Consider the following 12,541-nt stretch of genomic DNA (forward strand, 5'->3'; position numbering starts at 1 on the left):
CGCTTCGGCGGATTGCTGCGCTTGCTGTTATCGTGGTGCTGATCGACCAACCGGACGAATTCCATGAGCTTCCCTGTTGTCCGCGTCACCTTGGTACGCGCGTTGCTCAGCGCCGCGCTGCTAACTTTGATGGCCTGCACGCCTTTGCAAGTGCTCACCCATACGGTCAGCCAGAACGAAGCGCGCGTGCCGCCTGGCCGCTACGATCTCGATCGGGACCATTGCAGCATCACCTTCGACATCGATCACTTCAAGTACTCGCGCTTTACGATGCGCTTCGATCGCAGGCAGGGGCAACTCGACTGGAACGAAGGCGGGATGGACAAGAGTAGCGTGGCGATCACGATCGACGCCGCGAGCATCGATACAAATGTGCCGCTACTCGACAAGATGGTGAAAAGCGACAGCATGCTCGACGTCGCGCGCTATCCGGAGGCGCGCTTCACCAGTACGCACTTTGAGCGCACCGGGGAATCGCGCGGCACGTTGACCGGCGATCTGACAATTCACGGCGTCACGCAACCCGTGACGCTCGACGTGACATTCAACGGTTTCGCCCCCGATCCACTCACGAAAAAAGACACGCTCGGCTTTTCCGCGGACGGGCATTTCAGCCGCGCGAAGTTCGGTTTGTCGACGTGGTACCCGGCAGTCGGCGACGATATTCATGTGCGTATTCAGGCTGAGTTCGAGAAAACACCCGCAGGCGCGTGAGCGCGGTGCGGGCGTTTTGTTTCAGCAGTTGCGCTTGAATGCGCTGCTCGTTCAACTCACGCGGCAGTCCAGTCGAGAATCACCTTGCCGCTCTCGCCTGAGAGCATGGTGGCGAACGCCTCCTGATAATCGTCGACCTTGAAGTGGTGCGTGAGGATCGGCGACAGGTCCAAACCGCTTTGCAACATCGCCACCATCTTGTACCAGGTCTCGAACATCTCGCGACCGTAAATGCCCTTGATTTCAAGGCCTTTGAAGATCACCTGGGTCCAGTCGATCGCGGTCTGCGCGGGCGGAATGCCGAGCAGCGCAATCTTGCCACCGTGATTCATCGCTTCGAGCATGCTGGTGAAAGCGCTCGGCACACCTGACATTTCCAGACCGACGTCGAAACCCTCGGCCATGTGCAAATCAGCCATGACGTCACGCAACGATTCACGCGAGACATTCACCGCGCGCGTCGCGCCCATCTTGCGCGCGAGTTCGAGGCGATAGTCGTTGACGTCGGTAATCACCACATTGCGTGCGCCAACGTGTTTCGCAATCGCCACCGCCATGATGCCGATCGGGCCAGCGCCGGTAATCAACACGTCTTCGCCGACCAGGTTGAACGACAGCGCCGTATGTGTGGCGTTGCCGAACGGATCGAAGATCGCGGCGAGATCGTCGGAGATTTCGGGCGGAATCTTGAACGCGTTGAATGCGGGAATCACGAGGTATTCGGCGAATGCGCCTTCACGGTTCACGCCAACGCCCACCGTATTGCGGCATAAGTGTCGACGCCCCGCACGACAGTTGCGACAGAAACCGCACGTGATATGCCCTTCGCCCGACACGCGATCGCCGATCGCAAAGCCGCGCACTTCCTGACCCATTTCAACAATTTCACCGACGTATTCATGGCCGACATGCATCGGCACCGGAATCGTTTTTTGTGCCCAGTCGTCCCATTTCCAGATATGGATATCGGTGCCGCAAATCGCGGTACGCGTGATGCGGATCATCACGTCGTTGTGACCGACTTCGGGTTTCTTCACATCCGTCAGCGTGAGGCCCGGTGCGCGCTCGAGTTTTGCCAATGCTTTCATGTGCGCCTCCGCTTCAGATAATGCCGAGTTGACGGCCGACGCGCGCGAAGGCGTCGACGGCTCGATCGATTTGTTCTGGCGTGTGCGCCGCACTCATTTGCGTGCGGATTCGCGCACGACCTTTGGGCACCACAGGGAACGAGAAGCCGATCACGTACACGCCTTCCTTTAACAATGCGTCGGCCATGTTCGATGCGAGTTGCGCGTCGCCAAGCATGACTGGAATGATCGGATGTTCGCCGGGCACGAGCGCGAAGCCGAGCGCGCTCATCGCACGGCGGAAATGCACGCCGTTTTCACGCACGCGCGCGCGCAGTTGCGCACCTTCGTCGCTTGCCAGCAACTCGAGTACCTTCAGCGAGGCGGCCGCAATGCTAGGCGTCAGTGTGTTCGAGAACAGATACGGACGCGAACGTTGACGCAGTAGATCGACCACTTCCTGTCGCGCGGCGACGTAACCGCCCGAGGCGCCGCCCAGTGCTTTGCCGAGCGTGCCGGTGATGATGTCGACACGTGACAGCACGCCGCAATGTTCCGGCGTACCGCGCCCATGTTCGCCGACGAAACCGACCGCGTGCGAATCGTCGACCATCACCAGTGCGCCGTAGCGGTCGGCCAGATCGCAAATGCCCGCGAGATTGGCGATGGTGCCGTCCATCGAAAACACGCCGTCGGTGGCGATCAGCTTGAAGCGCGCGCCGGCGGCATCGGCTTCTTTCAGTCTGGCTTCGAGATCGGCGAGATCGTTGTTCTTGTAGCGAAAGCGCTTCGCCTTCGAAAGCCGCACGCCGTCGATGATGCTCGCGTGGTTCAGTTCGTCGCTGATGATGGCGTCGTTGTCGTCGAGCAGGGTTTCGAACAGACCGCCGTTCGCGTCGAAACAGCTGGAATAGAGGATGCAGTCGTCGGTTTGCAGGAAGGCGGCCAACGCTTTTTCGAGGTCTTTATGCACGGTTTGCGTGCCGCAAATGAAGCGTACCGACGCCATGCCAAAGCCGTCATTATCCAGACCAAGCTTGGCGGCCTCGATCAGCCGTTCGTCATTGGCAAGACCGAGGTAGTTGTTCGCGCAGAAATTCAGCACTTCAGTGCCGTTCGCGAGGCGCACATCGGCCGACTGCGGACTGGCGATCACGCGCTCGTTCTTGTAGAAACCGTCAGCGCGAATCTGCTCGAGGGTACCGCGCAGATGGGCGAGATAAAGGTCACGCATGAACCAGACTCCTGAAAAGGTGGTGCGCCTATGTGCGACATGTTCGGCACTTGCGGCATGGTCGGCATGTTCGACGTTGGGGCGGCCTGTTATAGTCGGCTGTCAGTTTTATCGGATATTTTCGTTTTTCCGAACTAAAATCCGGTATGTCGAACAACTCTAAACGATAGGTCAGTAAATGGCAAGTTCGGGAATCCGCCGCGCGGCAGCCAACGCGGCACCCACTCCTGGCGCGAACACGGTCCCGGCGATCGCTGCGCCGCCTCGTGTCGGCGAGCAGATTCAGCGCCTGCGCGCCGAGCGGCGCATGACGCTTGATGACCTGTCGCGCGCGGCGGGCGTGTCGAAATCGATGCTCTCGGAAATCGAACGCGACAAGGCCAATCCGACGATCGCGGTCGCCTGGCGTCTGACGAACGCGCTCGGCGTCAGTCTCGATTCGCTGTTCGCGCCGCAAAAGGCGCCGGAGGCGATTGCCGTCTCCGGTCCGCACGACATCCCGACTTTGAGCGGCCATGAGGCCAAGTATCAGCTGCGGGTCTGGGGGCCGATCGAATTGGCCGGCAAATTCGAGTGGTACGAGCTGACATTGCAAGCGGGCGGGGCGTTGGTGTCTAACGCGCACGAACCCGGCACGCGTGAGCATCTGACTGTGCTGCAAGGCTCGATCGAGATCGAGGCGGCAGGCGCGACGAAGCGGCTCAAGGCCGCAGACACCGCGCGCTACGTCGCCGACGAGCCGCACGCGATCCGCAATGCAGGAAAGGGCGAGGCGAAAGCGCTGCTGGTGGTGATTCACGGCTGAGGTGCGGGCGCACCGCTGCTGGTTATGGGTTGAGTCGGGGCTGACTCAGGCGGAATTGTCCGTTCGGTGAGGTTGCGCGAGACACTGTATATTTGTACAGTACAGGGTATCGACTGGAGCCGATCATGAACGACCTGACGACCGCACAAGCCGAGCATGCGCTGGCCGCGCTGCGCTATCAAACCGCGGCGCGCGATCTTGAACATATCGTGCGCAATATCGCCGCACGTTACATCGTCCAGCAGGTGCCGCTCTCGTGGCGCCTACTACATGCAATCGAAGCTGAAGCGCTGGCGGATCTCGGGTTTGCCAGCCGGCATGACGCGATCATGCTCGGCCTGTTCCAACGGCCGTCCGAGTTGCCTTATCCGGAAACGGACGAGGCGGTGGATTTCGGCACGTCCACCGCGTTGCCGGCGGTCTTTGCGTTTGCCGTATCGGCCTATGAAGAGGCGGCACGCCGCGCCACGCGACCTGCGTCTGAAGGCGCCCCGCAGAAGCACGCACGGGCGTGGGGCGACTGACTTGGGCGCTGTACTTTCAGCGGTTGCCACCTACAATGTGCGCAACTAACGGAAAGATAGCGTATGTCACCTCCTCATCTGTCCGACCCGGTCACACGTCCTGCACCGTCAACCGATCTCTTCGATCAGGAACGCGAAGACTGGCGCCGCGATCCGCAAATCGCTTTCGACGCATGGCTCGCCAAGCAGCATTTCAGGCGCTCGTCTGCTGAAGTCTATCAAGCGCAGTGGGGACTTTTCCTCGACTGGCTTGCCATTCGCCAAAAGAGTCTGGTCACGGTCGATACGCACGCCATCGCTGAATTCGTGGGCGGCCTGGCGATCCGAAAACCGCAACGCGTCAGGTATTTGCGGCTCATCGAGCGAGTACTGGACCATGTGCGCGAAATCGAATCAGCGTCGACCAATCCTGCACGCTTCATTGCTCAGGATGGCGAAGCAGCATGGCGAGATGCACGCGATAACGAGCCGACCGGCTTTCTCAACCATGCCGAACGAGCCGCGCTTATTGCGCATCTGTTTTCACCCTTGCCGATTGTGTCCATGGCGCAGCGCTGGAGAGAGCGGCGCGACCGTGCATTGATTGCTGTGTTTCTCGGCGGTGGACTCAAGACGGGCGAGGCCGCCGTGCTTACGGTTAGTTGCGTGAATGTCGGCTCGCCCTGGGTCACGATCGAGTCCGCGAATCCGATGCTGACACGGCGTACCCGGCTCGCACCCTTCGCGGCGGCCATTCTTGACGCATGGCTTGCCGAACGGCGTCTTTCCGAACTGGCCGGCAATCTGGTCTTTCCCGCTTCGCCTTCCGGACGCCCGATGCACAAGGCGACGATGCTGCGCGCCGTCGACGCGTTGATCGACGCGGCCGGCATTGCCGCGTTGCGAGCCTCACGCGCCAGTCCGCAAACCTTGCGCAACACCTTTGCGGCAGATCTGTTCGAGACCGGAGTTGAGGCAGAGCTGGTCGGGCAATGGCTGGGATTTGTACAGGCAGTCTCTGCCAACCGTCTGTATCGGGCGTGGCAAAGATGGATGGATCAGCAGGATTCGCCGGTTGTTGATGAGCCGGATCCAGCCGCTCCGCCATTGCCCACGCCCAGACAGGACGGGCGTTTAACGAGGAAAGGGTGATCGGGCGAGCCCTGAAAATACTCACCCTTAGGGTCCCGAATTTCCTCACCTTTGGCGATTTATCCGCTATCGCGATCGCATCGGCCGGTCAGGCCGACGCCGCCATCGAGCCACTTGATAAAAACCGGCTAACCGCCTCCAGCCTTGATTCACCGGGGCCTGACGAGTGATCGCATTCTGGACACTGCAACTCGAAGCGGTGATCCACTTGCGACAGTTCGGGCTCACCTTCCTCACATTTCGGGCAACGCAACGGCAACGCGACATGGCCGTCCGCCGCGGTGCCGATCGCTGTCAGCTCGTCGGTCGTGAGCCTGCCCGCTTCGACCAGCGAACACAGCAGACTCGCGATCGAGGGGTCGATGCCCTGCTGGCCGCGCAACGCGGCGACTTCTTTCGTCAAACCGTCCACTTCGTCCGATTGCTCGCGCAGTTGCGCGTCGAGCCGGTCGCCGCGCGCCTTGGCGGCGGCAATCTGCTGGATAAACTCGAATTCCTTGCGGCTTGCGTCACGCACCCCCGACTGATAGGTGGCCGCCATATTGCGTAGCGAATCGAGTTCGACCAGCATCGGCTTCACGCGCCGCTCGGCTTCGGCGATAGCGTCCTTAATCTGTTGCGCATAGTGTTCAGTGCTTTGGCGCAATTCGACATGGAGTGCATCGATCCGGTCACGGAGCGCCGCGTTGGTCGCCTGTTCCGTATCGAGGCGTTGACGCAGTGTTTCATTTTCGCTGTCGAGTCGACGGACCGTTGCCTGCAAGCCTTCCTGATGAGCGGTTCCATGTGTTGTGGTGCTGGAAAGCTCAGCCTCGAGTGCGCGAACGCGCTCCCATGCGGCTTCTGCTCTTAGTTCGCTGCGCTTGATCGCTTCTTCCGACGCGCCGAGGCGAATTTCCGCTTCTCGTACGCACTGGTTGGCGGCGGCGACTTGAGCTTGAATTTCCTCGCGTTCGCTGTCGAGGGTCGAGCGGGCATGGACGACGGCTTCTTCAAAAAGAGCGCCTAACAATTCTCCGGCGCGATCTTCCAGTGCTTTCGGGATAGCCCCGGCACCGACTTTCACGCGTGACACTGTTCTGATGCGTTCCCAGAAGTGGTCGATGTCCTTTGGGATGTCGCTTGCGCTGCCGGTTTGGGTCAGGTCGCGAACAGCTGCCATGGACGGGCGAATCCCCAAATCGAAAAAAAGCCGCTTGCAAGCATGCAGTGACAATTCTTGCCGCCGTGCCCCGCTAGCCCTCAACGATTCAAGCTCGTGACGGATGGTTTGTCGTTCCTGGTCCAGATTCATGTATACCTCGATGTCGCTCGAATTGGATGAATCATAACAATTTACGTACTATTTGCTACGTATTTATGTGAGGCGAGTGTTATTTGGCGGGTTGTCGTGTTTTAGCGCTACCGGTAGGTCATGAGATCGGAGCAGGCTGCGTTTTTCCGTGAAACAAAACGAAGATTAGCCAATAAGCCTTTGTAAATAAAGAGGTTTCATTGGTTTCTTTCTGATAGCTCACTGTTTCACGATCGTGTGATAAGTGCTGTGGTGGTGGAAAGATCTTGTCCGAAGGACGCGCGGGGAAAGTCTAGAGAGTAATAAAAGTAAACACCTTTGAATCCATGTTAAAAACGTTAACGCCATGGCAATCCCTTACCAGGCGGGGATTCTAGCCCGGGAAGGTGAAGCTTTACGGGAGAGGTGGTGAGGTCTTGCGGGAGTGTTGAGTGATGAGGTTCGGGGGCCTCGGTGAGTGGCTGCGGGACAGAACGTGAGCGGGTTCAGGAGCCACTCTAAAAACGGGGTTTAGCTAAAGGTGAGGTTTTGCGGGACCTGAGCGTCCCGGATCGCCCGGCAGCGCTCAAAAGTCGGTTCCGGGTGCGACTGGCCTGAAGGTGAGCGCTTTCGGGACCACTGAGGACCCCAATTTTTGACCTTATTTCGGCCTTGTAAACCCCATTGGTGAGTCAAGACAGGAGAAAACGCGAACCGAAGGTGAGACTTTCCGGGGCCGAGGCGTCATTTTTGCCTCAATTCTGGGCATCCGGGCGCTTAAGGTGAGTGTTTGCGGGAGCGGGGCTGGATTTCAACCGAAATTGCGACGGGGTCTTCGGTTGCCCTTGAGGAAAGGTGAGCGAATTCGGGAGACATGGATCGAGACGGTCGCCGGCTCGCCAAATTGCCTGTTTTGACCCAAAGGTGAGGTTTTTCGGGAGTCTTTTTGGGCACTTGTGATCGTTAAGGTGAGGAAATACAGGACCAAAATCGCCGTGATAGGCCGGAAAGGCCCTACGGACGCTGTCAGAGTCGTTCCGATTTTGCGGCCGCTGAATTCTTAAGGTGAGGTTTTTCGGGGGCCTTCGGGCGGCAGCCGGAAACGTCCAGATTCATGGGAAAGCTGCTTAAGGTGAGGATATACGGGGGCTTGTACTCGTAACCCGGCTCGCGAAGATTTTCTAACTCAATGAAACTATTGGATAATTTTTGTGCAGCGCGCAAAGGTGAGGTTTTTCGGGGGCGCTTTTTTGTGCCCTGTCCAAGCCCCTTCCGGACCCATCGGTGAGGCTTTTCGGGAGTATTTATCGGTGTTTTTTCATGTCTCCAGGTCTGGAGGCCGCGTCGTTCCGAGCGCTCAGCAGGCATTAAGGTGAGCTTTTTCGGGAGAGTTTGTCGCGACTCGGATCTCACGCTCGCGTGAACGAGGTGTCTGTCTGCCGGATTTGGCAACCTTGGCTCGAGTGAGCATGTGGCGATTGCTGCCTGTATCTGCGCGGCACAGGCCCTACGGTGATAATCGATGGGTGTGCCGGATGGGGCATTCAGGCGAGCTTCATCGTAGCGCCTGCCCGGTTGAGGATGCGCTTTCTACAGGGCTTATGAAGGCGATTGCGGTCGCCACAGTTTTTCTCGGGGTGCCCTACCCTATCCGCGGAGAGGGGGCGAAGCGCGTCGGCGTCGCCGATTCAGTGCGAGTGCGATCCGCTCGCAATATGCCTCCGGTAAAAATTCATGAGAATTTTTTGAGGTGAGAAGATTCGGGATCAAATCGCTCCCGTTCGCGGCAGGTCGGAAATCGGTCGGTATTTCGGGAGGCCGCAACCTGTAAGGATGCCCTGAACCTGGCGCGAAACGGGTGAGGTGAGGGTTTTCGGGAGTAGCTCGAGGTGAGTTGCGCCTCGTAAACTCACTTCACCGGGAATGGTGAGCCCCGTGCTATAGACGTGTATCACCACAGCCGGTATGCTCACGCCAAATCCCTCCTCGACCAGACGCATGGCCACTAAGCGCGCGAAGAAGACAGACGTAGTCAGCCCGAGTTCGGCCGAATTGCGCAAGGCCGTCGAGGCGATCGCCATCCAGCCCAAGAGCGGCAAGATCACGCTCCTCACCCGCAAGCTGTTCAACGTGCTCCTCGCCGTCGCTCAGCAAGCTGACGAGTCTGGCGACACTTATCGGGCCTTGCTGTCCGACATCGTCGCCAATTCGGCATTCGACTCGAATGACACCGCGCTCGTGAAAGAGCACCTGCGGCGCATGGTGTCGGTGCAGGTTGAATGGAGTACTGGCACGTCCAGCCAGAAGCCAGGCCGGAAATGGGGTATTTCCACGCTGATTGCCGACGCGGAAATTCTTGAAGACCCCACCACCCGCCGCGTTTGGGTGGAATTCTCGTTCGCACCGAAGATCAAGAAGAAGCTGCTCGATCCGGTCCAGTATGCGCGGCTGAGTCTGCAATTCCAGAGCCAGTTGCGCAGTAGCGCGGGTCTCGCACTTTACGAGATCTGCGTTCGCTACCTGACCAACCCGAGCCATCTGACGATGCGCGAATCATGGGAATGGTGGCGCCCTATCCTCTCCGGTACACCCGACACGGAGGCGGGCGACGAGGCGAAGCGCGAGTACAAGTACTTCAAGCGTGATTACCTGCGCCCGGCCATCGCCGAAGTGAATGCGGTCACCAACATCTTTGTCGAATTGATCGAGCACCGGGAAGGGCGGCGTGTCGCCGAGATCCAGTTCCGGGTGACCGAGCGCAAGCAGCCCATGCTCGCACTCGATGAACACCCGAATGTGTTCGATAGCACCCTGGTCGACCGGATGGTGAAGATCGGTATTCCGCTGAAAGAAGCGCAAACGCTGTACGCCGATAGCGAAGAAAACCGGATTCGTGCGGCTCTGCAGATGACCGAACAGCGCATGCGCAGCACGTCCTTACCCGCTGTGCGTAGCGCACCGGCTCTGTTCAAGGATGCGTTGAAGAAAGGCTATGCGCCGCCAGTCGAAGTGCTGCCGTCCGGTAGCGGCGGCAAAGCCGCGGTGGCCGTGCCGGCGGACGACCTGAAAGCGCGTCTGCTTGGCGAGTACTCAGCGGTTCGGCGCAAGGAAGCACGCGAGCTTTACGAGGAGCAAGGTGAGTCCGAGCGGGAGATCGCGCGGAAGTCGTTTGAGGACGACGAGTTGCCGGACCTCGGCACTCACATGCGGGATGACTGGCGCCGTCGTGGACTGGATTCGAAGATCGTCGAAACGGCATTCTTCGATTGGCTGGCTCGCAAAACGTGGGGTCAACCTACCGACGGCGACCTGCTCGCCTTCACGCTGAGCCAATCGCGCGCGGCATAGCCATCAAGATCGCATCAAGAAAAAACGGCGGCCACTCTCGTGTGCCGCCGTTTTTCTTTTCCTGCAAATACTTTCCCCGCTGTTACTTCAACATCTTTTCGATCTGACGAAGAATGTCGTCGCGCTTCTCACGCGTGAGACCCTTCAGGCGCAGTTCGATTCGATCGTCCCCATATGATTTCAGATCGCCGACCGCGACACCGCCGAGCTTGATTTCCAGACGCTGCGCATAGCGCTGCCGACCTGCTGGCTTGGTGCTTTCCTGTGCGCTCGCCCTGCCCTTCACGATGTCCGCGACTTGTCGCGTGCTCAGGTCGTCCGAGAGGATTTTGTTGATCAGGCGCAGCGTAGCGTCGGCGCCGCGGGCAGAGTGATAACGGCCTACCTGATAGGCCATGTTTGAGCCGAAGCGGTCAGGCCGAGCGACCATCTCATGCATTACCGCCTCGGGAAGCTTCGCAATCGACAAGGCGACCGCGACGGTCGACTCGTCCAGTCCGAGATGCTCGGCGAGCTCCTTCTGGCTCTGGAAATGTTGCTCGTCGAGAAAGCGTCTCCAGACGACGGCGTTGTCGAACACCGTTTGCGAATCGCGCTGGACGTTGAGGTCGTAGCCGAGCTTATAGCTCTGTATGCCGATGGGCAGATCGATGACGATCGCCTTAACCGATTCCTTGTTCGCTTCTTTAAGCGCCCGAACGCGCCGGCCACCGTCGCTGACGAAGTAGGTGCCGGGATTGTCATAATCGGGAATGACGTGGATTGCCTGCTGCTGGCCCTGCTTGGCCAGATTGACTGCAAGGTCGGCAATCGACGGCTTCAGATAGAAATGGCGCGGATTGAACGGACTCGGCTTGATCGTTTTGAGCGCGAGTTCGACGACCTGACCTGGCCGATAGGCGTGTTCGATCCGCCACGCGCGGTAGTTCGCCGACTCATTGGCGATCTCGGCGGCGTCCGCCTCCGAGATGTCCTGCGACATAACTGACTGGATGGTGCGGCTCGGGACATCGGCAGTCTTGGCGCCATTCTTGACCAAACCGTCGATCGCATTCAGGCGGTCGAGCGCGGTTCGCTTTTCGCTGCTGGTCGTATCAGGACGTGCTTGAAAGCCTTTGGCGAATTGGGAGGGTTTCATTCAGGGTCCTTTATGCGCATAAATTCAGGGGAGCAGAGCGGCGATCTCGTTGGCGCACGCCCGTACTTCGATGGCGGCGAGTTTGGCGCCGCGATCGTTCATCTGAAGCACTGTCTGTCCTAACGCCATTGCCTGCTTATAGGCTTCGCGCGTCGGGATCTGGGTCTTGAGCAGTGGGAAACCGAGTTCTTCCAACGCGCGCTTCAGTTCACGCGTCAGCATCCGTTTCTCTTCGGTCTTATTCAGCAGAAAGACTGCGCGCAGGTCCTCGTTCATCACTTGAGCTTGCTGCACGAGCTTGACCAGTCCGACGCTCGACCAATAGTCAGCGGGCGACGACGACGTTGGCATAATCGCGACGCTCGCCGCGAGCAACACGACGCCGGACACTTTCTCGGTGATGGAGGGCGGGCAGTCGACGACGATGATGTCGTAGTCAGCTACGAATTTCTTGATCTCGCGATGGATCTGGCTGCCGGCTTCAGAGAGGTTGACGACCGGAAAGGGGATGCCGTTATCGCCGTCTGATGCTGCACTGGCCCAGTGGATCAGTGTGTTTTGACCATCTGCGTCTACGACGAGGACGCGCTTGCCTTTCTCATGGAACGCAGCGCCGAGGTGCATCGCGATTGTGCTCTTCCCGACCCCACCCTTTTGCTGAGTTACCGCGATGATTTCTGCTGCCAATCTTCACCTCTTCGTTTTAGACGCAAATGGATTTTACCTGGATGAATTCGCATTTCAATCGTTTTTGTGTAAACGCGAGAAGAAATAGCCGTTGGGGATAGGTTTATGCGCATAAAGGAGGCGGGCTGGGTGGTCTGCTGCGTAATAGCGGTGAAACGCTCGCTATCAGCGGTAGCGCGGACAGCGTTCGAGAGACATGAGGCGCAATGAGTTGGCGACAGGTATGAAGCGGTCGGTGATGATGTATCGCGCGCGACGCGGGCGATGTCCTCGGATATAACCGGGGGCGCCAGTCCTGGCGGATTCAAGGCTACCTCGGTTAACCGGCTAGCTTCGGCATCGCGAGATTGTTGGCGGCAGAGGTATATGCCTGTCAGGCTCGTGCCGTGAGCCACTTCGAGTCGGTGACTTTATGCGCATAAACCCTTCGGCACTACTCCCTGATCGGGTCGTCGTCGGCGGTGCGTTTACCGAGCAGTTCGATGCATGATCTTGTCGGCACGGCACGGCACGGCACGGCACGGCACGGCACGGCACGGCACGGCACGGCACGCGGCATCTGGGACTGGGGCTGGGACTGGGACTGGGACTGGGACTGGGACTGGGACTGGGACTGGGAC

Annotated in this window: 10 protein-coding genes; 5 read left to right on the forward strand and 5 right to left on the reverse strand. The window is 59.1% G+C overall.

What is annotated here, in order from left to right; all coding sequences use genetic code 11:
- The first annotated feature begins 63 nt into the window (after window positions 1-63).
- Window positions 64-714, forward strand: coding sequence for a YceI family protein (locus PQQ52_RS07440; RefSeq protein ID WP_408208574.1), 651 nt, complete (start codon window positions 64-66; stop codon window positions 712-714).
- 56 nt (window positions 715-770) lie between these two features.
- Here the strand turns inward: PQQ52_RS07440 and tdh are convergent, their stop codons facing one another.
- Window positions 771-1,802 (reverse strand): L-threonine 3-dehydrogenase, encoded by a 1,032-nt coding sequence (gene tdh / locus PQQ52_RS07445; protein WP_028195988.1) that lies wholly within the window; start codon window positions 1,800-1,802, stop codon window positions 771-773.
- Between the two features lie 13 nt (window positions 1,803-1,815).
- On the reverse strand, window positions 1,816-3,015 hold the full coding sequence (locus PQQ52_RS07450; RefSeq protein ID WP_408208578.1) for a glycine C-acetyltransferase: 1,200 nt from the start codon (window positions 3,013-3,015) through the stop codon (window positions 1,816-1,818).
- A gap of 178 nt (window positions 3,016-3,193) precedes the next feature.
- Here PQQ52_RS07450 and PQQ52_RS07455 point away from each other — a divergent pair, with 178 nt between their 5' ends.
- The 3 genes from PQQ52_RS07455 to PQQ52_RS07465 all read left to right on the forward strand — a co-directional run bounded on the left by PQQ52_RS07455 (window position 3,194) and on the right by PQQ52_RS07465 (window position 5,475).
- Window positions 3,194-3,820 carry a helix-turn-helix domain-containing protein gene (locus PQQ52_RS07455; protein WP_408208581.1) on the forward strand — a complete coding sequence of 209 codons (627 nt, stop codon included), beginning with the start codon at window positions 3,194-3,196 and terminating at the stop codon, window positions 3,818-3,820.
- Window positions 3,821-3,945: 125 nt separating this feature from the next.
- Window positions 3,946-4,344, forward strand: a complete 399-nt coding sequence (locus tag PQQ52_RS07460) for a DUF2471 family protein (RefSeq protein ID WP_408208584.1) — start codon at window positions 3,946-3,948, stop codon at window positions 4,342-4,344.
- A gap of 63 nt (window positions 4,345-4,407) precedes the next feature.
- Window positions 4,408-5,475, forward strand: a complete 1,068-nt coding sequence (locus tag PQQ52_RS07465; RefSeq protein WP_408208587.1) for a tyrosine-type recombinase/integrase — start codon at window positions 4,408-4,410, stop codon at window positions 5,473-5,475.
- 88 nt (window positions 5,476-5,563) lie between these two features.
- Here PQQ52_RS07465 and PQQ52_RS07470 read toward each other — a convergent pair whose 3' ends face one another.
- Window positions 5,564-6,769 carry a DNA-binding protein gene (locus PQQ52_RS07470; RefSeq protein WP_408208590.1) on the reverse strand — a complete coding sequence of 402 codons (1,206 nt, stop codon included), beginning with the start codon at window positions 6,767-6,769 and terminating at the stop codon, window positions 5,564-5,566.
- A gap of 1,977 nt (window positions 6,770-8,746) precedes the next feature.
- On the opposite strand from PQQ52_RS07470, the gene PQQ52_RS07475 reads away from it, so the two are divergent.
- Window positions 8,747-10,096, forward strand: a complete 1,350-nt coding sequence (locus tag PQQ52_RS07475) for a replication initiation protein (RefSeq protein ID WP_408208593.1) — start codon at window positions 8,747-8,749, stop codon at window positions 10,094-10,096.
- An 82-nt stretch (window positions 10,097-10,178) separates the two neighbouring features.
- Here PQQ52_RS07475 and PQQ52_RS07480 read toward each other — a convergent pair whose 3' ends face one another.
- Both PQQ52_RS07480 and parA read right to left on the reverse strand, forming a co-directional pair.
- Window positions 10,179-11,234: a ParB/RepB/Spo0J family partition protein gene (locus PQQ52_RS07480; protein WP_408208596.1), complete on the reverse strand. Its 1,056-nt coding sequence runs from the start codon at window positions 11,232-11,234 to the stop codon at window positions 10,179-10,181.
- A gap of 24 nt (window positions 11,235-11,258) precedes the next feature.
- Window positions 11,259-11,921 (reverse strand): ParA family partition ATPase, encoded by a 663-nt coding sequence (gene parA, locus PQQ52_RS07485; RefSeq protein ID WP_408208599.1) that lies wholly within the window; start codon window positions 11,919-11,921, stop codon window positions 11,259-11,261.
- Window positions 11,922-12,541 lie beyond the last annotated feature (620 nt).

The sequence above is a fragment of the Paraburkholderia sediminicola genome (assembly GCF_046030555.1).
In the GTDB taxonomy this organism is placed as follows: domain Bacteria; phylum Pseudomonadota; class Gammaproteobacteria; order Burkholderiales; family Burkholderiaceae; genus Paraburkholderia; species Paraburkholderia sediminicola_E.

Coding starts and splice junctions, on each gene's coding strand:
- PQQ52_RS07440 (WP_408208574.1), top strand. CDS start 64: ATGAGCTTCCCTGTTGTCCGCGTCACCTTGGTACGCGCGTTGCTCAGC.
- tdh (WP_028195988.1), bottom strand. CDS start 1,802: ATGAAAGCATTGGCAAAACTCGAGCGCGCACCGGGCCTCACGCTGACG.
- PQQ52_RS07450 (WP_408208578.1), bottom strand. CDS start 3,015: ATGCGTGACCTTTATCTCGCCCATCTGCGCGGTACCCTCGAGCAGATT.
- PQQ52_RS07455 (WP_408208581.1), top strand. CDS start 3,194: ATGGCAAGTTCGGGAATCCGCCGCGCGGCAGCCAACGCGGCACCCACT.
- PQQ52_RS07460 (WP_408208584.1), top strand. CDS start 3,946: ATGAACGACCTGACGACCGCACAAGCCGAGCATGCGCTGGCCGCGCTG.
- PQQ52_RS07465 (WP_408208587.1), top strand. CDS start 4,408: ATGTCACCTCCTCATCTGTCCGACCCGGTCACACGTCCTGCACCGTCA.
- PQQ52_RS07470 (WP_408208590.1), bottom strand. CDS start 6,769: ATGAATCTGGACCAGGAACGACAAACCATCCGTCACGAGCTTGAATCG.
- PQQ52_RS07475 (WP_408208593.1), top strand. CDS start 8,747: ATGGCCACTAAGCGCGCGAAGAAGACAGACGTAGTCAGCCCGAGTTCG.
- PQQ52_RS07480 (WP_408208596.1), bottom strand. CDS start 11,234: ATGAAACCCTCCCAATTCGCCAAAGGCTTTCAAGCACGTCCTGATACG.